The organism is Nonomuraea sp. NPDC049714, from assembly GCF_044465295.1.
Lineage (GTDB): Bacteria > Actinomycetota > Actinomycetes > Streptosporangiales > Streptosporangiaceae > Nonomuraea.
In genome coordinates this window covers 487,347-512,113 of the sequence record NZ_JBITLM010000002.1, presented here as the reverse complement: position 1 = coordinate 512,113, position 24,767 = coordinate 487,347, and the positions used below count along the sequence as shown (strand labels likewise).

The 24,767-nt window shown below is 70.3% G+C and carries 20 protein-coding genes; 14 read left to right on the top strand and 6 right to left on the bottom strand.

Going from position 1 to position 24,767, the window contains the following annotated elements; translation table 11 throughout:
* The first annotated feature begins 150 nt into the window (after nt 1-150).
* The gene (locus ACIBQX_RS09250) at nt 151-1,305 is read left to right on the top strand and encodes an FxsB family cyclophane-forming radical SAM/SPASM peptide maturase (protein ID WP_397003835.1); all 1,155 of its coding nucleotides are present in this window, start codon (nt 151-153) and stop codon (nt 1,303-1,305) included.
* A 10-nt stretch (nt 1,306-1,315) separates the two neighbouring features.
* Nucleotides 1,316-2,614 carry an HEXXH motif domain-containing protein gene (locus tag ACIBQX_RS09245; RefSeq protein WP_397002362.1) on the top strand — a complete coding sequence of 433 codons (1,299 nt, stop codon included), beginning with the start codon at nt 1,316-1,318 and terminating at the stop codon, nt 2,612-2,614.
* On the opposite strand, the gene fxsT is transcribed toward ACIBQX_RS09245, so the two are convergent.
* On the bottom strand, nt 2,609-5,143 hold the full coding sequence (gene fxsT / locus ACIBQX_RS09240) for an FxSxx-COOH system tetratricopeptide repeat protein (RefSeq protein WP_397002360.1): 2,535 nt from the start codon (nt 5,141-5,143) through the stop codon (nt 2,609-2,611). The genes ACIBQX_RS09245 and fxsT overlap by 6 nt on opposite strands.
* 151 nt (nt 5,144-5,294) lie before the next feature.
* Between fxsT and fxsA the strand changes: the two genes are divergently transcribed.
* The 5 genes from fxsA (at nt 5,295) to ACIBQX_RS09215 (ending at nt 12,580) form a co-directional block, all read left to right on the top strand.
* The gene (gene fxsA, locus ACIBQX_RS09235; protein WP_397002358.1) at nt 5,295-5,447 is read left to right on the top strand and encodes an FxSxx-COOH cyclophane-containing RiPP peptide; all 153 of its coding nucleotides are present in this window, start codon (nt 5,295-5,297) and stop codon (nt 5,445-5,447) included.
* 212 nt (nt 5,448-5,659) lie between these two features.
* Nucleotides 5,660-7,543: a tetratricopeptide repeat protein gene (locus tag ACIBQX_RS09230; protein WP_397002356.1), complete on the top strand. Its 1,884-nt coding sequence runs from the start codon at nt 5,660-5,662 to the stop codon at nt 7,541-7,543.
* A gap of 134 nt (nt 7,544-7,677) precedes the next feature.
* On the top strand, nt 7,678-9,042 hold the full coding sequence (locus tag ACIBQX_RS09225; RefSeq protein WP_397003833.1) for an MFS transporter: 1,365 nt from the start codon (nt 7,678-7,680) through the stop codon (nt 9,040-9,042).
* Nucleotides 9,043-9,147: 105 nt separating this feature from the next.
* A complete protein-coding gene (locus ACIBQX_RS09220; protein ID WP_397002354.1) occupies nt 9,148-11,886 on the top strand; it encodes a P-loop NTPase fold protein in 2,739 nt (912 codons plus the stop codon).
* Nucleotides 11,887-11,932: 46 nt separating this feature from the next.
* A complete protein-coding gene (locus ACIBQX_RS09215; RefSeq protein WP_397002352.1) occupies nt 11,933-12,580 on the top strand; it encodes a TetR/AcrR family transcriptional regulator in 648 nt (215 codons plus the stop codon).
* A gap of 24 nt (nt 12,581-12,604) precedes the next feature.
* Here ACIBQX_RS09215 and ACIBQX_RS09210 read toward each other — a convergent pair whose 3' ends face one another.
* Together ACIBQX_RS09210 and ACIBQX_RS09205 are read right to left on the bottom strand one after the other, a co-directional pair.
* A complete protein-coding gene (locus tag ACIBQX_RS09210; protein ID WP_397002350.1) occupies nt 12,605-13,153 on the bottom strand; it encodes a transglycosylase SLT domain-containing protein in 549 nt (182 codons plus the stop codon).
* A gap of 334 nt (nt 13,154-13,487) precedes the next feature.
* The gene (locus tag ACIBQX_RS09205) at nt 13,488-13,931 is read right to left on the bottom strand and encodes a transglycosylase SLT domain-containing protein (protein ID WP_397002348.1); all 444 of its coding nucleotides are present in this window, start codon (nt 13,929-13,931) and stop codon (nt 13,488-13,490) included.
* Between the two features lie 181 nt (nt 13,932-14,112).
* Between ACIBQX_RS09205 and ACIBQX_RS09200 the strand changes: the two genes are divergently transcribed.
* Nucleotides 14,113-14,598, top strand: coding sequence for a glutathione peroxidase (locus ACIBQX_RS09200; protein ID WP_397002346.1), 486 nt, complete (start codon nt 14,113-14,115; stop codon nt 14,596-14,598).
* Between the two features lie 21 nt (nt 14,599-14,619).
* Here the strand turns inward: ACIBQX_RS09200 and ACIBQX_RS09195 are convergent, their stop codons facing one another.
* A complete protein-coding gene (locus tag ACIBQX_RS09195) occupies nt 14,620-15,681 on the bottom strand; it encodes a LacI family DNA-binding transcriptional regulator (protein WP_397002345.1) in 1,062 nt (353 codons plus the stop codon).
* Nucleotides 15,682-15,859: 178 nt separating this feature from the next.
* Here ACIBQX_RS09195 and ACIBQX_RS09190 point away from each other — a divergent pair, with 178 nt between their 5' ends.
* Nucleotides 15,860-17,080, top strand: a complete 1,221-nt coding sequence (locus ACIBQX_RS09190; protein WP_397002344.1) for an ABC transporter ATP-binding protein — start codon at nt 15,860-15,862, stop codon at nt 17,078-17,080.
* Between the two features lie 111 nt (nt 17,081-17,191).
* On the opposite strand, the gene ACIBQX_RS09185 is transcribed toward ACIBQX_RS09190, so the two are convergent.
* Nucleotides 17,192-17,941, bottom strand: coding sequence for an SDR family NAD(P)-dependent oxidoreductase (locus ACIBQX_RS09185; RefSeq protein WP_397002343.1), 750 nt, complete (start codon nt 17,939-17,941; stop codon nt 17,192-17,194).
* A gap of 112 nt (nt 17,942-18,053) precedes the next feature.
* Here ACIBQX_RS09185 and ACIBQX_RS09180 point away from each other — a divergent pair, with 112 nt between their 5' ends.
* Entirely contained in the window at nt 18,054-19,211 is a 1,158-nt protein-coding gene (locus tag ACIBQX_RS09180) for a PQQ-dependent sugar dehydrogenase (protein ID WP_397002342.1), read from the top strand.
* Here the strand turns inward: ACIBQX_RS09180 and ACIBQX_RS09175 are convergent.
* On the bottom strand, nt 19,171-19,497 hold the full coding sequence (locus tag ACIBQX_RS09175; protein WP_397002341.1) for a carboxymuconolactone decarboxylase family protein: 327 nt from the start codon (nt 19,495-19,497) through the stop codon (nt 19,171-19,173). The genes ACIBQX_RS09180 and ACIBQX_RS09175 overlap by 41 nt on opposite strands.
* Nucleotides 19,498-19,757: 260 nt before the next feature.
* Here ACIBQX_RS09175 and ACIBQX_RS09170 point away from each other — a divergent pair, with 260 nt between their 5' ends.
* The 4 genes from ACIBQX_RS09170 to glnII all read left to right on the top strand — a co-directional run bounded on the left by ACIBQX_RS09170 (nt 19,758) and on the right by glnII (nt 24,754).
* Entirely contained in the window at nt 19,758-20,411 is a 654-nt protein-coding gene (locus ACIBQX_RS09170; protein ID WP_397002340.1) for a hypothetical protein, read from the top strand.
* A gap of 9 nt (nt 20,412-20,420) precedes the next feature.
* Nucleotides 20,421-23,078 (top strand): AAA family ATPase, encoded by a 2,658-nt coding sequence (locus ACIBQX_RS09165; protein WP_397002339.1) that lies wholly within the window; start codon nt 20,421-20,423, stop codon nt 23,076-23,078.
* A gap of 93 nt (nt 23,079-23,171) precedes the next feature.
* On the top strand, nt 23,172-23,642 hold the full coding sequence (locus ACIBQX_RS09160) for a hypothetical protein (protein ID WP_397002338.1): 471 nt from the start codon (nt 23,172-23,174) through the stop codon (nt 23,640-23,642).
* Nucleotides 23,643-23,734: 92 nt separating this feature from the next.
* Complete coding sequence (gene glnII / locus ACIBQX_RS09155) at nt 23,735-24,754, top strand: glutamine synthetase (RefSeq protein WP_397002337.1); 1,020 nt, start codon at nt 23,735-23,737, stop codon at nt 24,752-24,754.
* Nucleotides 24,755-24,767 lie beyond the last annotated feature (13 nt).

The following is a 24,767-nucleotide window of genomic DNA, read 5'->3' as shown; positions in this document are numbered from 1 at the left end:
TATGCCCGGACAAGTCCTCCTCATTTCGACACGTCTCGGCTAATATCATGAATCACTCGTGATTTCCGGGTGGGTGCGGGGTGTTCCAGATTGACATTCCAGGCGGGAGACCCAGAGCGAGAGTGGCCCGCCACTCTCGACGTGGCCGAAATGTACGCGAACAACTGGCGTCCCCACCCCTTCCACCAGTTCCTTCTCAAGGTGCACAGCCGGTGCAATCTGGCCTGTGACTACTGCTACGTCTACACGCTGGCCGATCAGAGCTGGCGGTCACAGCCCATGGTCATGGCGCCCGAGATCGTCTCGGCCGCGGCCAAGCGCATCGCCGAGCACGCCGTGGCCCATGGGATCGCCGCCGTCCGACTGATCCTGCACGGCGGGGAGCCGCTGCTGGCCGGGCCCGCCTTCCTCCGTGAGACCGTGGCGGCCATCCGTGCCGAAGCCGCTCCCGACGTGCGGGTGGACGCGGCCGTCCAGACCAACGGGGTGCTGCTCGACGAACGGGCGCTGCGGGCCTTCGCCGATCTCGACGTCAAGGTGGGCGTCAGCCTGGACGGCAGCGCTCGCGGTAACGACCGTAACCGGCGGTTCGCGGACGGCCGGAGCAGTTTCGCCCCGGTCGCCGACGCCCTCGCCCGGCTGATGAGCCCGGACTATCGGCATTTGTACAGCGGCCTGTTGTGCACGATAGATCTGGTCAATGACCCGCTTGAGACTTATGAGTCCCTCGCGCAATTCGAGCCGCCGATGATTGATTTCCTCCTCCCGCACGGCACCTGGGAATCGCCGCCGCCGGGCCGCACGGCCGACCCCGGGCGGACCCCGTACGGCGATTGGCTCATCACCGTTTTCGACCGCTGGTACGGCTCCGCCGAGGAGCCGGAGGTCCGGCTCTTCCAGGAGATCATCAACCTGCTGCTCGGCGGCGCGTCGGCCAGCGAGGCGGTCGGCCTGACCCCGTCCAGCCTGGTCGTGATCGAGACCGACGGCACGATCGAGCAGACCGACTCGCTGAAGGTGGTCCGCCACGGCGCCGCCGCCACCGGCCTGAACATCGTCGACCACCCCTTCGACGCGGCGCTGCGCGATCCCGGCATGGTGGCCAGGCAGCTCGGCTGGCAGGCGCTGAGCGACACCTGCACCTCCTGCCGCTTCGCCCGGGTCTGCGGCGCCGGGCTCTATCCGCACCGCTACCGGCCGGGCACCGGCTTCCGCAATCCGTCGGTCTACTGCCACGACCTGTACAAGCTGATCGACCACATCCGCTCCCGTCTCGTCGCCGACCTCCGGCGGTCGTCGCGCTGAAAGGAACTCCATGGACCCACGGCCGCACCGGTTACCAGATGACGTGCTCGCGCGGTTGGCGGCCGGAGGCGGCGGGGCCGAGGCCGCGCGCCACCTCGTGGCGGCCGAACGCAGCAAGTACCGGCTGCTCGTGCTCGGGGTGGCGCGGCTGGCGAGCGATGACGGCCTGCCCCACGCCAAGGCGGTCGACCACGCGTACGACGTGCTCGCGGGCATCGAGAAGGCCCGGCCCGAGGTGGTGCGTGACGTGCTGGGGCATCCGGCGGTGGGCGGCTGGGCGGGACACACGCTGCAAGCACTGGGCGGCGGCGAGGCCGATCCGCAGGCTCCGGCGCAGCTGGGCGCCATCGCGGCCGCCGCGGCCGTCAGGGCGGGCGTCGCCTGCTGGACCGAGGCGCCGGTGACCGGAGGCACGGTCATGCTTCCGTCCCTGGGCCGGATCGTGCTCGCCGACCGGGCGACCGGCCCGGAGCTGGTGGACCTGCGCGTGCACGCCGATGGGACGGTGGAGGCCGGGGGGAGGCGCATCCGCGTGCCGGACGGCGAGCAGCCCGGCTGGCAGCCGCTGCGCCGGGTGCGTTCCGGGGACGGCGCGTTCGCCCCTCTGGTGGACGACCTGGACCCCTACCGGTGGACCAGTGAGACCGCGATCGAGGGGCGCCTGCCCGAGACCGAGCTGCGCGACTGGCAGGCGGGCCTGGAGCCGGCCTGGCGGATGCTGACGGACCGGCACTGGACGATCGCCCGGGAGACCGGCGCGATCATCTCCGTGCTGACGCCGATCCAGGGCCCGCCCCAGGGCATGAACAGCGCTTCGGCGAGCGGCAGGTTCGGCGCGATCGCCATGTCCACGCCGCCCGACGGCCGGTGGCTGGCCTCCACGTTCGCGCACGAGGTCCAGCACGCCAAGCTCGGCGCCGTCCTCGACGTCGTGGAGCTCCTGGAGCCGGACGAGAGCCGGCACTACGCGCCCTGGCGCGACGATCCGCGACCGCTGTCGGGCCTGATCCAGGGCGCGTACGCGTACCTGGGGGTGTCCGGATTCTGGCGGCGTCAGCGTGCGTTCGAGACCGACCTCCGCCCGCACATCGAGTTCGCCCGCTGGCGGGAGTGCGCGTTCGGCGTCACCGGGACGTTGCTGGACAGCGGCCGGCTCACGCCGCCGGGCAGGCGGTTCGTCACCGCCATGCGGCGCACCCTGTCGGCCTGGCTGGCGGAGCCGGTGCCGCGGGCCGCCAGGGACGCCGCCGGGCAGGAGGAGGCCGCGCACCGGGCGGCCTGGGTCACCCGCAACGGCGGGACGTCATAGCGTCACCGGATCGAAGTCCCAGTCGAAGCGGTTTCTCGCGGCGGCGTGGATCCGCTCCGGATGATCCGCCGGGAGCTGCTTGGCGTACTGCAGCATGGTGGTCTCGTACAGCGTGTCCGCGGCCTCGGTGAGGCCGCACGCGCCCAGGTCGAGGGAGAGGTTGACGGCCGCCGACAGGGACAGCGGGTGCGTCTCGCCGAAGAACTGCCGCACATGGACCAGGGTCTCCTCGCTCATCCGGCGCGCGGCGGCCGTGTCGCCGAGCGCGGCCAGGTCGCTCGCGAGGTTGATGGCACTGTCGAAGGTGTACTCATGGTCGCGGCCGACCGTGGCGACCAGGCCGTCGTACGCCTGCTGATCCAGCTCCCTGGCCCGCTGGACGTCGCCTCGCAGGCGGTAGAGCAGCGCCTGGTTGATCAGGCAGCCGTGGACGAACGGGTGACGGTCGCCGAAGACCTCCTGGTAACGCGGCAGCGCGTTGGTGGCCAGCGACATCGCCTCGTCCAGGCGCCCGACCTGCCGCAGGGTGTTGCTCAGCGCGACCATCGCGGCCATCGTCTCCGGATAGTGCGGGCCGAAGAGCTTGGACAGCCGGGCGTAGGTCTCCTCGATCAGCTGCAGAGCGCCGTCGATGTCGCCCGTCCGGCGTCGGGCGATGGACAGGTCCTTGGCCGTCATCAGGGTGAGGGGATGCTCCACCTGCAACTCCCGGCAGCCGTAGGCGTAGGCCTCTTCGCCGAAGTCGCAGGCCTGCGCGTGATGACCGCACAGTCTCACGATCCTGGCCAGCCCGTTCCAGGACATCTGCACGTCCCACTTGCTGACCCCCGCCTTCGCGCCGCTCTGCTCCAGGTAGGCGAGTTTCTGCAGCTCCCGCGCGGAGTCGTACTCACTGAGCAGGGCATGGTCCAGCGCGAGGTTGTTGATCACGCGCATGGTCGCGGGGTCGGTGTGCCCGAACACGCGCTCATGGGCCGCCAGGGAGCTGGTGTCCTGGTTGAAGGCCTCGCGGAACCTGCCCTGCGACCGCAGGTTGGCCGCGTAGGTGAGGGCGACGCGCAGGGTCTCCTGGTGGTCCGGGCCGAACTTGGCCTGCATGAGGTCCAGCGTCGCCTCGTTGAGCTCGTACGACTCCTTGTATCCGCCCATCTGCCAGAGCACGTTGCCCAGGTGCCTGCGCATCTGCAGGACGTTGTGGCTGTCCGGGCCGGAGGTCGACGTCCAGTTGTCGAGGAACTCCAGGGCGAAGGCTCTGGCCGAGGTGTAGCTGGCCACGCGATACAGGTAGCGGACGATGTTGATGCCGAACTCCTGCACCTCCTCGTCACGGCACTCCACCAGGCCCGACGGGCGCACATGGGGGACCAGCGCCTCGAAGTCCTGCCATTGGCCGGTGTCCTCGGGGTCGGTGGGCGCGGCGCTCGACAGGAGCTGGTGCACCTCGTGCCTGATGTCCTTGCGCGCCTGGTCGCTGAGCGAGTCGCGCAGCAGCGCCTGGACCAGCCGGTGCACCTGGACGGTTCCGGCGTCCTGCTCCACCTTCACCAGGGCGAACCGGCTGAGCTCGGCGATCGCCTGGGTGAGCATGAGGGGGTCGGCCAGCAGCGGTCCCATGCGCTGGGCCTCGCTCTTGTTGCCCCGGCGGAAGACGTCGCGGGGGATGGGGTCCGGCCCGAAGAAGGCGAGACAGCGCAGCACCTCGGCGGCCTGGGGCAGGCGGTTCTCGATCTCGAGCACCGAGAGCTGCCAGGCCGCGGTCATGGAGTGGGGGTATTCCGTCGACTTGCCCATGCCCAGCAGCGCCCGTGTCTGCTTGGACAGCTGCTCGACGTAGTCCTCGGTCGACATGCCGGTCATGACCTGAAGGGCCGCCGCCTGCTCGAGCGCCAGGGGCAGGTCCCCCAGCTCGTGCGCGAGGTGCTCGGCCTCCTTCTCGTCGACGTTGCGCTGCAGTCGCTTGCGCAGGAAGGCCACGCTCTCCGTGGTGGAGAAGACGTCGACCGGCACGGTCTCCGCCACACCGCTCCAGCGGCTGTTCCTGGAGGTGATCAGGATGTGGCCGGGGCCGCCCTCCGGAAGGAAGTCCCTGATCTGCTCCGGCTCGTCCGCGTTGTCGAAGATCAAAAGCCATTTGTCGTACGGGTCTCCCCGCTGCAACGCCTCCCGGACCGAGGCGGCCGCCTCCTCGATGCCGATGCTGCCCGCCGGGCGGAGCTTGAGCTCGTCGGTGAGCGCCGCGAGGGTGCTCGGGACGAGCATCGGCTGGTCGGAGGGCACCCACCAGACGAGGTCGTAGAAGCCGCGGTACTGCCAGGCGTACTCGATCGCGAGCTGGGTCTTGCCCACACCGCCGAGTCCCTGCAGCGCCTGGGGGAGGGGCACGACGGCGGCCGTGGCGGTGGTCAGCATGCTGTCGCGTAACTGCGACAGCAGCTCCTCGCGTCCGGTGAAATGCTTGTTGCGGCCCGGGACCTTCCCCCAGATCGCGGGCATCCGTGCCGATGCCTGTGTGCCGACCTGCTCCTCCACGTCGCCTCCACCTCCAGCCCACCTGAATTCGATCCTACGATTGATTCTGGCGAAGTGTAGATAGAAAATGACATAAGAGAAGGCGCGTGACCATGCACAGATAAATAGAGCCGCGTTATGGATGACCGTAAACAGGTTATAGGGAGAGCGCATGGGAGACGAGAACGCGACCGGGCTCATCGATGTCAGCGAAATTGATCTGGAGAGCCTGAAGCGGCTCCAGATCCCCGCACTCACCAGGGCGTTGCAGAGGTGCGCGGAAGAGGGAGGTGGCACGGTCGCGGGCTTCCAGTCGGCTCTCTGACCTCGCCCGCCGCCCTGCTGGAGGCGTGGGAGTGGGATGGGCGACCGGCGTCCCATTCGCACGCTCCCGGCATCGGCCGGATGCGCGATCGGCATTGAGCGAGTACGGTTGAGGGGCGCCGATGATTCTGCAGGGTGAATGCAAGGTCCTCATCTGACGCTGGGCCGATGAGTGAGTTCTCGATGATTATTCCTGGGTAGCGGGATGTGGCGATGACTTCCAGCGGCGGCGACCCGAAGCCATACGTGGGCCTGCGCCCATTTCACCGGGACGATCGAGCGGCATTCTTCGGGCGGGAGCGGGAGGCCGCCGAGTTGGTCCGGCGCTGGCGCGTCAACCGGCTGACCATCCTGCACGGCCCGCCGGGCGCCGGAAAGTCCTCGCTGCTGGCGGCGGGGGCGCTGCCGCGCCTGGACGGCTCGCCGGTGCTGCCGGTGGGCAGCGCTCTGCGGCCGCAGTCCGTGCCCGCCGGGCTGATCCCTCGCGACGGCGACGCGCGCGTCTTCGCCCTGCTGGCGTCGTGGTCACCGCATGAGATCCCGACGGAATTCTCCGGCCTCACGATCTCGGCCTACCTCAGGCGCTACCGCCGGAGCCCTGACGGCCGGCCTGTCATGGCCGCGATCGACCAGGTCGAGGAAGGGCTCGTCCCTGGGCCGGCGGAGGACGGGCACCTGCTCGACCAACTGGCCGACGCCCTCGACGGCGATCTCCCGTTCCGCCTGCTCCTGGTGGTCTCCGACGAGCATCTCGCGGCGCTCCTGGATCATGTCCGGCTGCGCGAGCACGTCACGGAGGACACCCTCTACGCTCTGGGGCCGCTGGACGTGCCTTCGGCCCTGCAGGCGTGCCGCGGACCGCTCGACGGATACGGGCGGGAGTTCGCCCCCGGCGCGGCGGAGGCACTGGTCGACGACCTCGGGAGCGGCTCCTCGCCACCGGCGGTGGAGCCGGTCCACCTCCAGGCGGTGTGCACCGCCCTCTGGGCGCGGGTGCGGGGGCAGGCGTCGCCGATCACCACCGCCGACCTGGTGGACACCGACCAGGTGCTCGCCGACTTCTGCCACGCCCAGATCGTGGAGGTGGCCCACGACCATCTGCACGGTGACGTGGACAAGCTCGTCGCGCTGTTACGGCAGCTCGTCGCCGAGGACGGACCGGCGGGCGGGCTGACGGCGCCCGTGGTGCGAGCGCTGGCCGAGCGCCATGTCCTCCGGCTCGGCCCGGAGCGCCGTCCCGCGATGCCCGGCAGGCTGGTGCGGCCCTTCCTGCGAGGCAAGTTCAGGAAGAGGGAGGAGGAGCAGCCCCCGGCGGCCGACCAACTGTGCGCGGCCCGGCGGGCGTTACATCATGGCCTGGTCGAGCTCGCCGCCAGGAACGTGGACGAGGCCATGCGACACTCCGCCGACGACGCGAGGTTACGCGCCCGCATCGAGTCCTTCCTCGGCGATATGGCGTATCTCAGAGACGACCTGGACGAGGCGCTGGTCCATTACCGCAGATCTGCTCAGCTGTTCGACACGTTCAACGGCGCGGGGCGGACCGTCGCCACCCTTCTCACCGCCATCGGCCGCATTCTCATCAGCCAGGGGCGGTTCGACGCCGCGATCGGCGAACTGAATGGCGCAGTAAGGCGTAGTCCGGATAAACCGGTCATTCAGACGGAATTGGCGTGGGCCCTGTGGTATCGCGGCATGGACAGCGGAGCCGTCGACGTTCTCGACAGCGCCCTGGCGCGTAAGGGGGATTCCCTGCAAGCCCTGCGGGCGCGGGGCGAGATCCTCTCCGACCTCCGACGGCCGCGGCCCGCGCTGCTCGACCTGGATCGGGTACGGCCGCACGAACGGCCCGCCACCAAGGCCGCCTACGCGTTCGCCCTGGCGTTGAGCGGCGACGTCTCCCAGGCGGTGCGCGTCATTCCGCCGCTGGACCGGGAGAGTGACGGCCCCACACTGCTGCGCGCCGCCCGCGTGATGGAGGTCGCGGGCAACCTGACGGAGGCCGTGCGGCTGGCTCGCCGCGCGCGGCAGAGCGCGGGCCGGCGGCCCCTTCCGCCGCACCTCGCCGCCGAAGCGGACCGGCTCATCCGCAGCTGACGCGGCCCGACATCCGGATCTGCGCTCTGTTTGGGTGGCACAGATGGCCCGTTTACTTCCGCGCGGCGTTTCCTCGCTCCGCGATGCTCTAGTCTGCGACAGTGCTCGGGCCTTCATCCGTGCGCCGAACCGAAATGAAAGCCGCCAAGGTCCGAATCTCGGAAGCTGTGGTGGCAGGCGTGCGCCAGATTAAGCAGTTCCATGCTCTTTTGGTCATTCATCGGCCCTTTCGGTGGGCTTGGATGGGGTCGACCTTTTCTATGCTCAGCACGCGTACGCTCGGCGTGACGTATCCGCTGCTGGCCTTCACCATCACCGACTCATCGGCCTGGATCGGCTGGGTGATGTTCGCCTCGACGGTCCCCGGCCTGCTCTGCTACATCCCGGCCGGGGCGCTCATCGATCGGCTCGGGCCGCGCAGGGTGCTCGTGTGGAGCGAGACGGGACGCGCCCTGCTGGTCGCCGGGCTCTGCGCGGTCATGTTCTCCGGCTCGTTGCAGATCAGCCACCTGATGGCCCTGGCGCTGGCCGAAGGCGTGTTTTCCGTGCTCACCTCGGTCGCCGAGACCGCGTTGATCCCGAGGACCGTCGACCCGGACGACGTCGGTCTCGCGCTGTCCATGCACGAGACGACCCTGCACGGGGTCGTGCTCGCCGGACGTCCGCTCGGTGGTCTGCTGTACGGCATCGGGTCGATCGTTCCGTTCGCCGTCAACGCGGGAACGTTCCTGTTCGCGGCCCTGGTGCTCCGCCGGCTGCCCGCGGAGTGGAGCGCGGAGGCGGCGCCACGGGAGAAGTTGCTCAGCCAGATCAGGTCCGGCCTCAGCGAGTTGTGGCATCACCGGTTCCTGCGCTGGGCGACGATCATCACCGCGCTCACCAACCTGATGGTGCAGTGCCTGATCGTGGTGTTCCTTTCGGTGGCGACGGCCGAGGCGCTGCACCCGGTGCTCGTGGGCATGGTCCTGGCCGCCGCGGGCGTCGGCGGCGTCATCGGCGCGTTCATCTCACCGATCCGCGAGCAGATCCTGCTGAGGATCGAGCGGAAGACCTCCCGCCGGGAGTGGGCCACCCGGCTGACCCGGCGGATGGGGCTGTCGCGGCGCCACCGATCCATGATGCTGGCGCACGTCTGCGCGTGCGCCGCGGCGCTCGGGCTCACCCTCGTGTTCGGCCAGACGTCGCCGGCCTTCGCCGCGGCCCTGCTCGTCATCGGGCTGGCCGGAGGACTGAGCAACGTCACCGTGCGGACCGTGCTCAGCCGGGTGCCCGCGGAGAAGAACGCGCGGGTGGTGAGCGCCTCCCGACTCGGCACCTACAGCGCCGTCGCGCTCGGACCGCTGCTGGCTACCCTGCTGTTCACGGGTGTCGAGCCGTACATCTCCCTGTTCGTCCTGTTCGTGCTCATGCTGCTGCTCGCGGTGGTCACCTCGCTGCGTGGCATCGCGTCGTCCGCTCCGGCCGCCTCGCCGGGGCCCCCGTCCATCGAAGGGCTCTGATCCGTCGATAACCGGTTGATCGTAGGGCGTGCGGTCTGTGCCACTGTGAGATGAAATCAAGGTATGGCGGGTGGACGGTTCGCGCGATGGTGCTCGTGGGCCGCGATGGTAGTGCTCATCGCGTTCGTCTGGTTACCGGCCGGGATTGCGGCCGGGGGCGCGGCCGGGCCGCAGTTCCTGGAGCAGGATCGGCTGTCCATCCCGCTGGAGCGGCTGAGGACGGGCAGCCGGTGGCAGATCACGGTCGCCAACCCCGGTGCCGCCGTCGACGCGGAGGTACGGCTGACCGGGGGGATCGCCGACGCGCTGGCCCTCGAGGGCGGCGGCCGGGTCCGCCTGGGGCCTGGAGGCGCGGCCACGGTCGTCATGGTCCCCGGCAAGCGTCCGCGTGCGGGGAACGGGCAGCTCGTGCTGATCTCGGCCGCGGGGATCGACCGGCGGCAGGTGAGCGTCACGGTGACGCCGTTCCTGGAGCGCTACCGGCTCGCGTTGATCGCCGCCGCCTTGCTGGTGGTGGCGGTCGCGGTGGTCCTGTGGTGGCGGCGCCCGGCGCACGGCGAGGAAGAGCCCCCGTCGGCACGGCCGGCCGGCGAATCGCCGGGCTACACGCACAGCGACGAGCCCGCGGCCACGGACCGACTCAACAGGAAGGTGTACGCCGAGTATCTGGCGGAGCTGGCCCGGACCGAGACCCCGCCGCTGGTCATCGGCATCCTCGGGGAGTGGGGGACGGGCAAGACCTCGATGCTCATGCAGGTGCGCGATATCGTGGCGAGCGATCCGCAGTGCGCGCAGGTGTGGTTCGACCCGTGGCGGCACCAATATGACGACAATCCGGTCCTGTCGCTGCTGCACACCATCGTCACCGAACTCGGCCTGGAGAAGAGGCAGCACGTCAGGCGGACCCTGAGGACGATCTCCGAGGTCCTCGGCTCCCTGGTCCTGTCGGCGTCGATCAAGCTCAACGTCGCGGACGTACGCAGATCCTTCGTCGAGTACGACGCCGAGAACTTCCGGATCCGCTCCGAGCGCACACGCCTCGACGAGCACCTGGGCAGGCTCATCAGGATCGCCCTGGCGACCCTGGACAAGAGCCGCCTCGTCGTCTTCGTCGACGACCTGGACCGCTGCCACGCCGACCAGATCACCGCGCTGCTGGACGCGTTGAAGCTGCACTTCAACCGGGCCGACTGCGTCTTCGTGCTCGCCGTGGACAAGGAGCCGTTGCTCGCGGCCGTGCGGGAGAAGTACCAGGATCCGCGCGGCGACTACCTGGACAAGATCGTGCAGTTGCCGTTCGACATGCCGAGACTGTCCGACGAGGACTTCGACCAGTATCTGGACGACCTGCTGGACGACGGGCTCAAGGACGCCATCCCCTCGCTGAGGAGCGGGCTGCGGTCCAACCCGCGCGCCATCAAACGCTTCGTCAACGTGCTCACCCTGCAGGACCGCGTCGCCAGGGCCCGAGGGCTGGATCCCTATGACGTGACCGTGCTCGCGGCCGTCCTGCTGATCCGGGACGGGGACAGCACCTTCTACGCCAGGCTCGCCGAGGATCCCACGCTGCTGAAGCGCATCGCCGAGGACATCGAGACCGCCGGCGAGGACGAGCTGCCCGCCTGGAGCCCACTGCCGCTGAAGATCGTGGAGGCGATCAGGGAGAGCGTGCCGGAGGATGTCAGACCGTACATCGACCTGGTGAAGGCCTCCCCGGTGCCGACGCCGGGCGACCTGACCCTGCCGCTCGCCGAGTCCGCGAGCGCGGCGGTCCCGGACGCGGCACCCGGCCTGGGACGCCCGAGCCGGCGCGCGCTCGGCACCGCGCGCGACGTCCTCGCCGAGGGCGTGCTCGCGCGGGCCGACAGGGTGGGCGGCGATGAGGGCGAGCTGCTGCCGCCGGTCATCCGGTTCGCGGAGGACGAGGTCGCGCGCCCGGCCGAGCTGGACGAGATCCTGGCCCGTGGCGCCGGCAGACTCATGATCATCGGGCCGCCGGGGGCGGGGAAGACGGTCCTCGCCGCCCGGCTGGCCCGGCGCATGCTCACGGCTCACACTCGCGGCCAGATCCCGGTGCTGCTGTCGTTCCGCGCGATCGAGGGCGACTTCGTCACCGTCGAGCGGTCACTGACGCATGCTCTGGTGGACGAGTACCAGATCTCCATGCCCGACGCGTTCGCCATGGTCGACCGCGGCCTGCTGACCCTGGTGCTCGACGGGCTGGACGAGCTCGACGCGGCGGCGGGCCGCACCACGCTCGTGCAATCGGTCGTGCGCTGGGCGGGGACGACGGGAGCGGGGATCATCATGACCGATCGCAGCCGTCCGGCCCGCGAGTTCCCGGCGGCCCGGCTGGGCTTCCACCTGCTCGAACTGCTGGGGGTGCCCGAGGAGGACGCCCGCCACCGCCTGGAGGCGCTCCTGATCTCCCGCCAGGCGGTGCCGAGGCGCCTGCTGAGCCTGTCGCCCGAGCTGCTGGGCTCACCCCAGATGCTCTCGACCCTCACCACGCGGACCGGGTGGATCGACGACCTGCCGGAGCACCCCGTGGAGTTCCTGCCCTGGTACGCCGCGCGGGCGGTGGGCAGGTCGACGGTGGAGGACACGGCCGCCGTCGCGTCGGCGCTGGGCGAGGTCGCCCGCCTGCTCGCAGCCGAGTCGCGCGACACCTTCAGCAGCGATGACGCCAAGGTCAGGGCCATGTTCCGGGGCTCGGGGATCCGCGGCGTCCAGGTGCCCAGCGTGCTGCATGCCATGGTCGACGCGGGGCTGCTCCGCGAGAGCGCCCCGGAGACCTACCACTTCGTCCACCCGCTGCTCCGCGACCTCATCGCGGGCTGGTGACGTGGCAGGCCTCCGCCTGCCCGCTCGCCCGTCCATAGAATGAGCTATGAGCTCCGAGCCCCTGTCCAGGGCGCGCATCGTCGCCGCGGCCATCGACCTCGTCGAGCGCGAGGGCGCCGACGCGGTCTCCATGCGGCGCATCGCGGCGGAGCTGGGCGTGGGCGTGATGTCCCTGTACAACCATGTGCCCAACAAGGACGCGCTGCTGAACGGCGTGGCCGAGGCGGTGCTGAGCGAGATCGAGTTCACCGACGACCCCGACGCGCACTGGACCGACCGGGTGCGGGCGCAGGCTCGGGCGTTCCGGCAGATCGCGCACGGTCACCCGCGCTCCACCATGCTCGTCGTCAGCCGGCAACTGCACTCCAACGCCGGGCTGCTGCCCGTCGAGCGGGCCCTGGCGACGCTGCGCGGCGCCGGGTTCGACGGGATCGACGCCGTGCGGGTGCTGCGGCTGTTCATCGCGTTCATCGTGGGATCGCTGCTGCGCGAGGTCGGGATGACGCCCACGTTCGCCCCCGTGCGGACCTCGGCGGACGACGCCGTGGAGGTGGATCCGGCGCTGTTCCCGGAGGTGAGCGCACTGTCGTCGCTGCTCCACGACTGTGATCACGAGGCCGAGTTCGACTTCGGGGTCGAGCTGCTCATCCAGGCGATCGCCGTGCATCCGGCGCGGCGGGAGGGCATCCGGTGAGCCGCGGATGCCCTGCCGGCCGTCTCAGTACCAGTTGTGTGACTTGAAGTGCCCCCAGGCGCCGCAAGGCCTGCCGTACCTCCCCTTGATGTAGGCCAGACCCCATCGGATCTGGGTCTCGGGGTTGTGCCGCCAGTCCGGGCCGGCCCCCCGCATCTTGCCTCCTGGAAGCGCCTGTGGGATGCCGTAGGCGCCTGACGAACTGTTGTAGGCGCGATGGTTCCAGCCACTCTCCCTCGTCCACAGGGCGTCCAGGCACCGGAACTCGCGCAGCGGCCACGCCCGCTGCACCACCTGATCCAGTGCGAAGCCCTTGCTGCTGTTCCGCGGCCGGTGGGCGAAGACGCGCGGCCGGGCGGTGGTCCGCCAGGTGCCGGTCCGCACCACCGGGGTGTTCCAGGTGCGCGTCCGGGGCTCGGATTCGGCCGTTTGAGCCTGGGGCCCGGATTCGGCCGTGTGCGTCCAGGGCTCGGATTCGGCCCATGCGGTCGGTGTTGTCGGTCCGACCCCGCCCATGGCGGTGAACGCGGTGACGGTGACGAATGTCCTGCGTAGTGTGCGCTTGCTGTTCAACTCGATCCTCGCGGTCGGGTCGTGTGCGGGCGGGCGCTCTCGCTTCCCCGGCGCCCTGTCGCTCCCGTCCGTGGCTCGGACGGTCAGAGCCCGCGCGGCCCTCCGGGATCGGTTTCCGTCCGGCGAACCGGACGGCCCGGAGGGCTCCACGACATGTCCTCTAGCCGGTTTCTAGTACGCGTCGTCACTCAGCGTGATGACCCGGGACACGCGAAGGACAGGTGTTTGTCGCACTGTTATCGACAAAGGGCGCTCTCGTTGGGCCCCGATGGACCGGCCCGGCGCCTCGATGGTGCGGCCTTGCCGCGAAACGTGCGCAAGCCTGGGGTTTGGATCAGTACCAGTGGTGGGATTGGAAGTGGCCCCAGGCGCGACACGGCGAGCCGTAGCGCTGCTTGATGTAGCTCAGCCCCCACGCGATCTGCGTGCGGGGGTTGGTGCGCCAGTCGCGGCCCTTGGCGGCCATCTTGTGGCCGGGGAGCGCCTGAGGGATGCCGTAGGCGCCGGAGGAGCCGTTGGCCGCTCTGTGGTTCCAGCCGCTCTCCCGGGCCCAGAGCTTGGCCAGGCAGCTGAACTGGGACGCGGCCCAGCCTCGCTTGCCGACCATGGACCTGGCGATGGCCTTGTTCCGGTCGGCTCTCTCGGCGGCCTTGGCGGCCGTCGTGATCGTGCTCGCGGCACCGGTCCGGGAGCTCTGCGCCTGTGCGGCCGTGGCGCCGCCCGCCGTCATGAGCGTGGCGCTCAGGAGGAGGACGTGGGTACGGCGGAGCATGGGCATGCGGGTTCCCTTTCGAAGGAATCGGGGACCGCGCCACACTGCACGACTTGCCGCATTTATCGCGAATTGACCATGAAAGAGTAGATAACAGGTAAAGATCGCTACTTATGGTTGTTCTGGGGGTTTATGGGAGATTTGTGGACTCTGTCACAGCGCCGGCCGGACCTCGTAAGGTCGGACCATGAGCGTTCGAGAGATTCCGGTCCGCACTCTGGCGGACGTCCCCACCACCCTTGCCGAGCTCGCCGGCGACAGCGCCGTGCTCGTCGTGAACGTCGCCTCCCGCTGCGGGATGACGCCGCAGTACGGTGGTCTCGTCAAACTCCAGCAGGAGTACGGCCCGCGCGGGTTCACCGTGGTCGGCATGCCGTGCAACCAGTTCGCCGGCCAGGAGCCGGGCACGCCGGAGGAGATCCAGACCTTCTGCTCGACCACCTACGGCGTCGACTTCCCGCTGCTGGAGAAGGGCGAGGTGAACGGCCCCGGCCGGCACCCGCTCTACGAGCACCTGGTCGAGGCCGCCGACCCCGACGGCGTGGCCGGTGACGTGCAGTGGAACTTCGAGAAGTTCCTCGTCGACCGCGACGGCGCCGTGGTGGCCCGCTTTCGCCCCGGCACCACGCCCGGCGACCCGATCGTCGTCTCGGCCATCGAGAAGGTCCTCTGAGGCCGTACACCTGAGCCGGGATCAGCGGCGCGGGCCGCAACTGCCGCGGACGATGAGCTCCGTGGGCAGCACGACGGTGCGCGGCCGCCTGCTCCCGGCGCGCAGGACCAGCTCGGCCGCGCGGTAGCCGATGTCGCGGCCGGGCTGGGCGATCACCGTCAGCGGCGGCGAGCACAGCTCGGCCCACGGCACGTCGTCGTACATCACCAGCGACACGTCCTGGGGCACCCGCAGGTCCAGCTCCCTGGCGGCCAGCACGGCCGCCTCGCCGAGCACGTTGCCGCCCGCGAGCACCGCAGACAGGTCGGGGCGGCTCTGGAACAGGCCTGAGGCGGCGGCGTAGGCGGAGTCGCGGCTCCCGGTGGCGAACACGATCAGCTCGTCGTCCACGGGCTCGCCCACGGCCTCACGGAAGGCCGCCACCCGCCGTTCGTGGCCAGGGCCGGCGAGGAAGGCGATGCGCCGGTGGCCCAGCCCCGACAGGTAGCGGACCGCCGTACGGATCCCGGCCCTGTCGTCCGCCAGGACGGCGGGCGCGTCGAGCGCGCGGGCGGGCGGGGGAGCGGCGGCGGCCAGGCCGTCGAGGAGCATCAGGTCGCCGAAGCCGGTGGCGGCGGCGGGGTCCTGCGGGCCGGAGGGCAGCCGGTCGGCGAAGACCACCGTCATGCCCGCCCTGATCGCCGGACGCCAGACGTCGGCGTCGCCCGACGGGACCGCGATCACCCGGTCCACGCTCTGCTCCAGCAGCATCCCGATCAGCTCGGACTCCTGCTCGGGGTCGTCGCCCGTGGAGCCGACCACCACCGGCTCGCCCGCCGAGCGCGCGCAGGCGAGCACGCCCTCGGTGAGCCGGCCGAAGAAGGTGTCGGTGAGATCGGGCACGAGCAGCCCCATGCCGCCGGTGCGGCGCTGGCGCAGGTTGCGGCCGAGCGCGCTGGGCCGGTAGTCCAGCTGGGCGGCGACCGCCAGCACCCGCTCCCTGGTGCTCGGGCTGGCCGAGCCGCCCGACAGGACGCGGGAGACCGTGGCGACCCCCACGCCCGCCGCCTCCGCCACGTCCTTGATCGTCGCCCGCTTCTCCATGGAAACGATTCCATCATGGTTTCCATCGATGCGGAAGATGGGCGCGCCCGCTTCGGCTGCTCACACGGTAACCCTTGACAGGGATGCCCGCTTTCCGGTGAGATGCTTGAAAACGTATCCACGCGAGTGGAAACTCCGCACCACATCGGGGCCCCGCCCTTGAGCGCGAAGGACTGTCATGGCATCCATCGTTCTGTCCAACGTCGACAAGATCTACGCCGGTGGCGTGAAGGCGGTGAACGGCCTCAACCTTGAGATCAAGGACGGCGAGTTCATGGTCCTCGTCGGCCCCTCCGGTTGCGGTAAGTCGACCGCGCTGCGGATGATCGCCGGTCTGGAGGACATCAGCGGCGGCGAGATCTCCATCGGCGACAAGGTGGTCAACCACCTGCCGCCGAAGGACCGCGACATCGCGATGGTCTTCCAGAACTACGCGCTCTACCCGCACATGACGGTCGAGGAGAACCTCGCCTTCGGCCTCAAGCTCCGCAAGATGCCCAAGGCGGAGATCCAGCAGCGCGTCGGCGAAGCCGCCAAGATGCTCGGCCTGGACCCCTACCTCAAGCGCAAGCCGGCCGCCCTGTCCGGTGGTCAGCGCCAGCGTGTCGCCATGGGCCGCGCCATCGTCCGTGAGCCGCAGGCCTTCCTCATGGACGAGCCGCTGTCCAACCTGGACGCCAAGCTCCGCGTCTCCATGCGCGCCTCGCTCAACACGCTGCACGAGCGCCTCGGCGTCACGACCGTCTACGTCACCCACGACCAGGTCGAGGCCATGACCCTCGGCGACCGCGTCTGCGTGCTCCGCGACGGTCTCCTCCAGCAGGTCGACACCCCGCAGAACCTGTTCGACTCCCCGGTCAACCTGTTCGTCGCGGGCTTCATGGGCTCGCCGTCGATGAACTTCGTCACCGCTGAGCTGGTCCGCGACGGCGCCACCACCTACGTGTCCTTCGCCGACATCAAGCTGCCGATCCCGGACTCCACCTTCTCCGACAAGCCCGGCCTCGACCAGTACGTCGGCAAGAAGATCATCCTCGGCATCCGCCCGTCGGACTTCGAGGACGCCACCTCCGCCGGCAGCCACGCCGACGGCTGGAGCACGCTGTCGGTCAAGGCCGAGGTCACCGAGGAACTGGGCTCCGAGATCAACGTGCTGTTCCTGATCGACGCCCCGCCCGTCGAGCACAAGGACACCGTCGCCGCCGCCGACACCGGCGACGAGGACGAGTCGGCGCTGCCGCTCGTCGGCGACAAGTCCCTGTGGACCGCCCGCGTCAACGCCCGCAGCCACGCGCGCTCCGGCCAGGCCATCGACCTGGTCCTGGACACGCACAACCTGCACTTCTTCGACACGGACTCCGGCCTGTCCATCGGCCACCCGGCGAACGTCGGCCGCTGACCGACTCTCCAGTGCCCGGTCGCGAGCATGCGCTCGCGACCGTCATGGGCCCTCACCGCGACCCCCTCCCGCGGCGAGGGCCCGCCTCATTTCCCCAGCTTCCGGTACGCCTCAGCGGCCGATCCGGGCGGAGAGCCGGCTCACCAGGCGGCGTGGCAAGAGCTGTCCGGCCGAAACGACGAGCTTGTAGCGCAGGGACGGCACCGAGACCCACTTGCCCAGGCTCAGGTCCCGCAGGGCCTCGCCCACCACCCGGTCCGCGCTGAGCCACAGGAAGCCGGGCGTGCCCGACATGTCCATCGAAGCTCGCTGGTGGAACTCGGTACGCACGTAACCCGGGCAGAGTGCCATCACCCTGACATGGTCGGCGCGTGCCCCGGCGGCCGCAGACTCGCTGAAGTTGATCACCCAGGCCTTCGACGCGCCGTAGGAACTGCTGGCGAAGAACCCCGCCACCGACGCCACGTTGATCACCGCCCCCCTGCCCCGCGCCTTCATCCCGGGCAGCGCGGCCAGGGTGAGCCGCAGCACCGCCTCGCAGTGCACCTTGAGCATGCGCAGCTCGTCCTCGACCGGATTCTCCGGAAACCTGCCCTGCAGCGTGAAACCGGCGTTGTTGACCAGCAGGTCGACACCCTCACGGCAGCGGGACTCCACACGGGACAGGCCCTCCTCGGCGGACAGGTCGGCGGGCAGCACCTCGACCGGCACGCCGTATCTCAGCTTCAGCCGGTCGGCCGTCTCGGCGAGCCTGCTCTCGTCACGAGCGACGAGAACCAGCGTGTGGCCATCGGCGGCGAGGCGCCGGGCGAAGGCGGCGCCGATGCCGGCGGTCGCGCCCGTGATCAGTGCGGTAGGCATGGCCGAACTCTAACCTCGCCCCGCCCCGCCCCCGGACCCACCGCCGACGTGTCGACTGCCGCGCGCCGCGGGTACGCATGAGATCTGTCGTGCGGGAGCCGGGCGTGGAAGGATGTGCGGCGTGCGCCTCGCCGTGGCGGTACTCGCCGTCGCCCTGACCGCCTGCTCCGCCGCCGCGCCGGAGGTGGCCGCGACCTCGCCGCCACCCGCCTCCGCGCCGCCACAGGAGACCTTGCAGCCGACCGCGCCTGAGGAGACGGCCGGCAAGGGGAAGCTCCGGTTCACGAAGATCGCTGAGCTGGACCGGCCGGTGGCGTTCGCGGTGCGTGCGGACGACCGGCGGCTCTACGTCGCCGAGCAGGGCGGCAAGCTGCGCACCAGCACGGGCGACACGATCGTGGACCTGTCGGCGGAGGTGAGCGGCAGCAACGAGCAAGGGCTGCTGGGCGTGGCGTTCCACCCCACGGGCCGCTGGCTCTACCTCGACTGGACCGATGCCGCCGGCACCACCCACGTGACCGAGTGGGCCTACGACGGCGAGCAGGCGACGGCCAGACGCGACGTGCTCACCCAGAACCAGCCCTACGCCAACCACAACGGCGGCCAGCTCGCCTTCGGCCCCGACGGCCTCCTCTACATCGCGCTCGGCGACGGCGGCGGGGGCGGCGACCCCCAGGGCAACGGCCAGGATCTCGGCACGTTCCTCGGCAAGATCCTCCGCATCGACCCGCGCGGAAAGCCGTACAAGATCCCCGAAGACAACCCGTTCGTCGGCAAGGAGGGCGCGCGGCACGAGATCTGGGCGTACGGGCTGCGCAACCCGTGGCGGTTCGGGTTCGACCGGGAGACCGGCGATCTGTGGATCGGCGACGTCGGCCAGAACCAGTGGGAGGAGGTCGACTATCAGCCGGCCGGATCCGAAGGCGGCGAGAACTACGGCTGGAACCTGCGCGAGGGCAAGGAGCCGTACGACGGGGGCAAGGCGGCCGACCTCGTCGACCCGGTCCTCGTCTACCCGCTGAACGAGGACGGCAACTGCTCGGTGATCACCGGCTACGTCTACCGGGGCACGAAGATCGCCTGGCTGCGCGGTCAGTTCCTGTACGGCGACTTCTGCGCCGGCTGGATCAAGGCCGCCCCGGTCGAGGAGCTCGACCAGGGCGCCGAGGTGGGGCGGGTGGAGCAGCTGTCGTCGTTCGGCGAGGGGCTCGACGGCGAGCTCTACGCGCTCAGCCTGGCGGGTCCCCTCTATCGGATCGATCCCGCCTGACGCGTTCGATCAGCTCCTCCACCTGGGTGTTGAGCCGGCAGCCCCGGGTCCAGCCGGCGTAGTGGGTGAGGAAGACGACGACCTCGCGCAGCTCGCTCTCGCTCAGGTCTCCGGTGCGCAGGGCGGCGTCGAGCTGCACCTCCACCTGCTCGTCGAACCCTTGGCCGACGAGCAGACCGAGCAGGAGCAGGCGCCGGCCCTTGGCCGGGAGCGTGGCGCGCGACCAGACGTCGGCGAAGGCGCGTTCGGCGGTCATGCCGTAGGAGTCCACTGCCGAATGTGTCATTCTCTGCTCCGGTCATGCGAAGGTGGGTCCTCCCATCTTTCGCCACTTCCCGCAGCTGACCAATGCCTGGTCCGGAAGTCACCGGCGGATCTTCTGGAACGATCCGACACGATCTGTAACGGACATATCAGAGTACGGCCAAGATTTGGTGAAGATTTCTCGCCGCAGTGACGGCTCATCCGCTGAGAAAGCGGGCACAACAATGGCGTTGCCCCGTAATGCGGAGGTAAGCCCTGGTGGGACAGACACGGGCTTGGATCATGCTCTTGGTCACGATTCTCATGCTGTCCGGGTGCGGACCGCCCGAGTTCACCTACGTGCGCGACCGGGACGGCACCACTTACTTCAAGGTGCCGGCCTCTTTCGCCCAGATCGACGCCTCTTCGCTGGACCTGGCGCTCAGCGGGAACCCGCCCGACTCCCAGGCCGCCTTACAGCGTGCGCGACGCGTCTGGGCGACGGCCTTCGACCAGGCGGAGCAGCCGGCGATCGACCACCTCTTCGACTCCCGCGCGCCGTTCGTCTACGCCACGGTCCACAAGCTCACCGAGGAACAGCGCGCCACCGTCTCGCTCGACCGGCTGCGGGACTTCATCCTTCCGGTGACGGAGGAGACGCGCACCGCCTATCTCACGCGTGCGCTGCACACGGGCCGTACCCCGCTGTTCACCGGGTTCGAGCCGATCAGCGACCGGCTGGTCCTCCTGGACAACGGCGCCAGGGGGGTCCGGGTGCGCTTCAACTACCAGATCGGCGCCACGACCCAGACGTTCGACCACACCGCGATCCTCGACGATCAGGGAGCCACCGTCTCCGTCATGCTCATCACCTGCCGGTCGAGCTGCTTCGCGGCGCGAGGTGCGGAGTTCGACGAGATCGCGGGCTCCTTCAAGCTGCTCCGGCTGCGCGGATAAGGGGCATCAGTGACGACACTCCATTCCGCCGGCCTGACCAGGGCCAAGATGCCGTTGTGGGGCCGGTGCGGGCTCCTCCTCGGGCTGACGGCCGTCTATCTGGTGCTGACCTGGCAGGTGATGTCCGACTTCGAGGGCATCGTGACCTATCCGGATGCGATGCGGCTGATCGCCGATGAGCATCAGTGGATCTTCTGGCTGCTCGGGGTCGAGGCGCTGCGGCAGGCGCACGTCCTCATCAGTGAGCGGTGGTCCGGCTATCACCGGTTCTGGAGCCGGCGGGTCTTCGGCGGGTTCGAGCGCTGGTCGCACCGTCGCTTCGGCGACTGGACCAGGTTCCAGGCGGCACGGGTCCTGCAGGTCGCGTTCGGGCTCGTCCTGCTCGCGCTGGTGCTCGGCGCGGTGCTGGACACCAGCCCGCTCTTCGCGCTGCTCAGGGCGCCCGCGATGATCGGCCCGTGGCTGCCGGTCGTGCTGGTGGTCCTGGTGATCGTCGTGGCGTCGGCCGGCCTGATCCGGTTCCGGTCCCGGGGCGGTGTCGAGACGTACCTTCCGGGGGAGATCACGACCCGCTTCGCCGACGTCTGGGGTCAGGACCACGTGGTGGAGCAGCTATGGGAGAGCGTCGCCCTCCTCGCACGGCCCGGCGAGATCGAGCGGCGCGGCGGGCACGTGCCGGGCGGCGTGCTGCTGTGGGGGCCGCCGGGCACCGGCAAGACGCTGCTGGCCGAGGCCGTGGCCGGTGAGACGGGCAAGCCGTACGTGGTCGTCGACTCGGGCGCGTTCACGGGCGTACTCAAGGTGAAGGCGTTGTTCAGGAAGGTGCGCAGGCTGGCACTGCGCCACGGCGGGGTGGTCGTCCTCTTCGACGAGGCGGACGCGCTCGGCGGGCAAGGCGGGCAGGGCGGGCAGGCTCGGCGGGGGCCGCGCGGCTCGTCCGGTTGTCACGGCCGCACCTACCTGTCGGAGGGGGCCCGATCGGCGCTCGCCTTCGGTGGCCGTCGCGAGGCCGAGGAGCCGGGGGCGCGCGACACCGGCACCCTGCGGGCGCTGCTCACCGAGCTGTCCGCCCTGGACAAGCCGCGCGGGCTCGTCAACCGGCCGATCCGGCGGCTGCTCGGGATGCGCCCGAAGCCGCCGCCGAAACATCGCGTCCTTGTCATCATGGCCACGAACCGGCCCGACGCGCTGGACGAGGCGCTGCTGAAGCCCGGCCGGATCGACCGCGTCCACAGAGTCGGCCCTCCGTCCAGAGCCGGACGGACGCGCACGTACCGGGGCTACTTCGACCAGGTCCGCCACGAGCTGACTGAGCGGCAGCTCGACAGACTCGTCACCGTCACCCCGTACGCGACGGGCGCCACGATCAGGGACCTGGTGAACGAGTCGCTGATCAGCGCGCTCCGCGACGGCCGGGAGGTCGTCACCTGGTCCGACGTGCTGCGGGCCAGACGGTTCATGCGGCTCGGCCCGCCCCAGGACGCCGAGTGCCCGGAACGCGAGCGACACGCCCTGGCCGTGCACGAGGCCTGCCACGCGGTGGTGGCGTACGCGACCCGCCGTCACCTGGAGATCGACCTCGTCACCATCGAGAGGGGCGCCGGCCACCTGGAACCGGTCGTCCCCGAGGGCCGGGTCACCTGGTGGAAGTCCGAGTACGAAGCGGACATCATGGTCGCGCTCGCCTCGCCGGCAGGGGAGCGGATCTTCTTCGGCGACAGCTCGTCCGCCGTCTCCGGCGACCTGCACGCGGCCACCGTCCTGGCCGCCCGCATGGAGGCGACCTGGGGGATGGGGTCGGGCGTCGCCTCGCTGCCCGCGCTGCGGGAGCTGGAGATCACCGCCGTGGCCGGGCCGGCCAGTGGCGGCGTCCCGCTGGCGGAGCGGATCGAGGCCGCCCTGGCCCGGCTGCTGGAGGAGACCGAGGGGCTCCTGCGTGCGCGCCGCAGGGACGTGCTCAGCGTGGCCCACGCGCTGGAGACGTACCGGACGTTGGACGGCGACGACGTGGTGGCGATCATCGAACGGTCGCGCGGGCCGATGGTCGACGGCGCGCGCTACGCCTCCGACGAGCTCTACCGGGAGCTGGAGGACTATCACCGCGACGCCGCCGGGGGGCACCGGGGACACAGCCGCGCCGATCGCGCGCTGCCCCCGCTCGCGGCGGCGGTCGAGGTCATGGAGGGGCAGGTGGTCGGGGCGCCCGGCCGTCCGGAGTTCGTGCCGACGGGCGGCCCGTACGTTCCCCAGCCTCGCCCCGCGCCCGTGGCACCGGCGGGCGCGCCCGGCAGGCGGCTGTGGCTGCCGGCCGCCAGCGCGTTCGCCCTGGTGGCGCTGGCGGTCATCGTCGGGCTGGCGGTCACCGGGGCGCTGACGGTCAGCCCGGCCTCGGGCGCGGAGACGAGCGCGACGAGTGCCGGGCCGGGGCCGGGCATCGCCCTGCCGGTGCTGCTGCTCCTGCTGTTCGTCGTGGTGGTGGCCGTGATCGTCGGCACCGGGCTGGCGACCGTGGCGGTGAAGGGAGTGCGGGCCAAGCGGTTCAGGGCCGAACGCGAACGCGACCAGGCGCACGCCCGAGCCCAGTTCCTGGCGGCGGCACTCGACCCCGACACGGCGATGCGGCTGCTCGGCTACGACGGGGACGGGCGACGCCAGGACGCCGTCTGAACCGGACCCACCCACCCGACCGAACCAAACCCACCCGACCGAACCGGTACCCGGTCGTCTGAACCGGACTCACCCGGCCGACGTCCTACTGGTGTGCGCACCCTCACCGCCTGCCTGGCCGCCCTCGCCCTGCTGACCGGCTGTGCGGCCGAGCGGCCCTGCACGGCCGTCGGCGCCCCGGTGGGCGTGGCGGTGACCGTCAAGGCGCCGCTCGCCGCCCGGGTGGCGGACGCGACGCTGGAGGTCTGCTGGTCGGGCTCCTGCCACCGCCCCCGCCTGGAACTCCGCCCCGCCACGGCGGCCGCCGGCGAGACCTGCGCGGGCGACAGCTGCTCGGTGACCATGGAGCCGACCGGGGACGAGCACGGCTTCGGCACCGTCGCGGGCCTGCCCAAGAGCCCGGTCCGCGTACGGTTGACGCTGCGTGACGCCGGCGGCGGCGAGGTGCTCGACCGGACCCTCCAGGTGACCCCGAAAGGGCGCTTCCCCAACGGCCCCGACTGCGGCGAAGCGGGCCCGTCCGCCGAGGTCATCGCCGAGGGCGGAATCGTACGAGAAGGCTGACGGCTTAACACGCCGTTCACATGCGGGCAAAATCGGGGAAACGGCTGTCCATAAGACTCGGCGTGGCTGAGCAAATCCTCGAAAGGACCGCCGTGAGCTACAAGGCTGAATACATCTGGATCGACGGCACCGAGCCCACGGCTCTGTTGCGCTCGAAGACCAAGATCGTGGCTGACGGGGTTGAGCCGCCGGTGTGGGGCTTCGACGGCTCCAGCACCAACCAGGCCGAGGGCCACTCGTCGGACCGCGTGCTTCGTCCCGTGATGACCTGCCCGGACCCGATCCGGGGTGGCACGAGCGTGCTGGTCCTGTGCGAGGTCGAGGAGATCGACGGCACGCCGCACAAGAGCAACACCCGCGCCCTGCTGCGCCCGGTCGCCGAGCAGTACGCCGACCAGGAGTCGTGGTTCGGCATCGAGCAGGAGTACACCTTCTTCAAGGGCAGTCGCCCGCTCGGCTTCCCCGAGGGCGGCTTCCCCGCCCCGCAGGGCCACTACTACTGCGGTGTCGGCGCCGAGGCCGTGTTCGGCCGGGAGATCGTGGAGATCCACCTCGACCGCTGTCTCGCCGCCGGACTCGCGATCTCCGGCATCAACGCCGAGGTCATGCCGGGTCAGTGGGAGTTCCAGGTCGGCCCGGCGAGCCCGCTCGACGTCTCGGACCACCTGTGGATCGCCCGCTGGCTGCTCTACCGCACCGCCGAGGACTACGGCGTGGAGGCCACCCTCGACGCCAAGCCCGCCCGTGGCGACTGGAACGGCGCCGGCGCGCACACCAACTTCTCCACCAAGGCCATGCGCGAGGGCTACGACGCCATCATCACCGCCTGCGAGGCGCTCGGCCAGGACGGCAAGCCGATGGAGCACGTCTCGCAGTACGGCGCGGACATCGAGAGCCGCCTGACCGGCGCCCACGAGACCGCCCCGTGGAACAAGTACTCCTACGGTGTCTCCGACCGCGGCGCCTCGGTGCGCATCCCGTGGCAGGTCGAGGTGGACAAGAAGGGCTACATCGAGGACCGCCGCCCGAACGCCAACATCGACCCGTACGTGGTCACCCGCCTGCTGGTCAACACCTGCTGCTCGGCGCTGGAGAAGGCCGGCCAGGTCTGACGTGACGCACTGA

Excerpts from the sequence above, each read along its gene's own strand:
- ACIBQX_RS09185 (WP_397002343.1), bottom strand. The coding sequence starts at position 17,941 with ATGCCTACCGCACTGATCACGGGCGCGACCGCCGGCATCGGCGCCGCC.
- ACIBQX_RS09200 (WP_397002346.1), top strand. The coding sequence starts at position 14,113 with ATGAGCGTTCGAGAGATTCCGGTCCGCACTCTGGCGGACGTCCCCACC.
- ACIBQX_RS09170 (WP_397002340.1), top strand. The coding sequence starts at position 19,758 with ATGCTCTTGGTCACGATTCTCATGCTGTCCGGGTGCGGACCGCCCGAG.
- ACIBQX_RS09195 (WP_397002345.1), bottom strand. The coding sequence starts at position 15,681 with ATGGAGAAGCGGGCGACGATCAAGGACGTGGCGGAGGCGGCGGGCGTG.
- ACIBQX_RS09215 (WP_397002352.1), top strand. The coding sequence starts at position 11,933 with ATGAGCTCCGAGCCCCTGTCCAGGGCGCGCATCGTCGCCGCGGCCATC.
- ACIBQX_RS09220 (WP_397002354.1), top strand. The coding sequence starts at position 9,148 with ATGGTAGTGCTCATCGCGTTCGTCTGGTTACCGGCCGGGATTGCGGCC.
- ACIBQX_RS09225 (WP_397003833.1), top strand. The coding sequence starts at position 7,678 with ATGAAAGCCGCCAAGGTCCGAATCTCGGAAGCTGTGGTGGCAGGCGTG.
- ACIBQX_RS09190 (WP_397002344.1), top strand. The coding sequence starts at position 15,860 with ATGGCATCCATCGTTCTGTCCAACGTCGACAAGATCTACGCCGGTGGC.
- ACIBQX_RS09230 (WP_397002356.1), top strand. The coding sequence starts at position 5,660 with ATGACTTCCAGCGGCGGCGACCCGAAGCCATACGTGGGCCTGCGCCCA.
- ACIBQX_RS09180 (WP_397002342.1), top strand. The coding sequence starts at position 18,054 with ATGTGCGGCGTGCGCCTCGCCGTGGCGGTACTCGCCGTCGCCCTGACC.
- ACIBQX_RS09245 (WP_397002362.1), top strand. The coding sequence starts at position 1,316 with ATGGACCCACGGCCGCACCGGTTACCAGATGACGTGCTCGCGCGGTTG.
- ACIBQX_RS09250 (WP_397003835.1), top strand. The coding sequence starts at position 151 with ATGTACGCGAACAACTGGCGTCCCCACCCCTTCCACCAGTTCCTTCTC.
- fxsA (WP_397002358.1), top strand. The coding sequence starts at position 5,295 with ATGGGAGACGAGAACGCGACCGGGCTCATCGATGTCAGCGAAATTGAT.
- ACIBQX_RS09175 (WP_397002341.1), bottom strand. The coding sequence starts at position 19,497 with ATGACACATTCGGCAGTGGACTCCTACGGCATGACCGCCGAACGCGCC.
- ACIBQX_RS09205 (WP_397002348.1), bottom strand. The coding sequence starts at position 13,931 with ATGCCCATGCTCCGCCGTACCCACGTCCTCCTCCTGAGCGCCACGCTC.